We start from the raw sequence: 614 nt of genomic DNA on the forward strand, positions 1-614 counted from the left end.
GACGGGTCAGAGACCTGGACCAGCCTGGTGTATACCTTCAACAATTTGCCTGCGAATACCACTGCAGTGGGTGGCACCCTGGTGGGTAACGTCCTGACAGTGAACGTGGTGGCGGGGGCATTGCCGCCGGCGTTCGGGCTGGTGTTCCCGGCGGACTATTCGACGGCCGGGGTGTCGGGCAGTGCGAACAACACCGGTGCGCCCATCAGTTACACCGTGGTGGCGACCACCAATGAAGGCACGGCCAACAGCAGTGGCACGGTCACTATCGGAGTGGAAGGGGATATCAGTGTCAGCGCCACCAACCTGGTGCTGGCAGAAACGGATGCACCGGTGGCGGTATCGCTGGCGGCGCAGCTGGGTGTCACTGCGACCGACGCGGATGGTTCGGAGCAGGTGACCGGTGTGACGGTGACCCTGAGCGGTGTGCCGGCAGGTGCGTTGATGGGGGCAGGCTGGGTGGCTGGCGCGGTGGCGGGCAGCTACAGCTGGAGCGGTGCGAGCACAGCGGGCGTACCTGGCTTTAGCTTGCCGGCGGACTGGAGCGGGGTCGTGAATGGCAACGTGGCGGGGACCACGGACGAGGGTGGGGCAGACAACAAGCCCTTCACCGT

Annotated in this window: 1 protein-coding gene; it reads left to right on the top strand. The window is 65.5% G+C overall.

The window, feature by feature from the left end; genetic code table 11:
- Window positions 1-27: 27 nt before the first annotated feature.
- The coding region (locus tag G5287_RS20770; protein ID WP_421231806.1) for a hypothetical protein at window positions 28-614 on the top strand (587 nt) is incomplete at its 3' end.

This window comes from Aeromonas sp. 603079 (assembly GCF_049172135.1).
GTDB lineage: Bacteria > Pseudomonadota > Gammaproteobacteria > Enterobacterales > Aeromonadaceae > Aeromonas > Aeromonas veronii.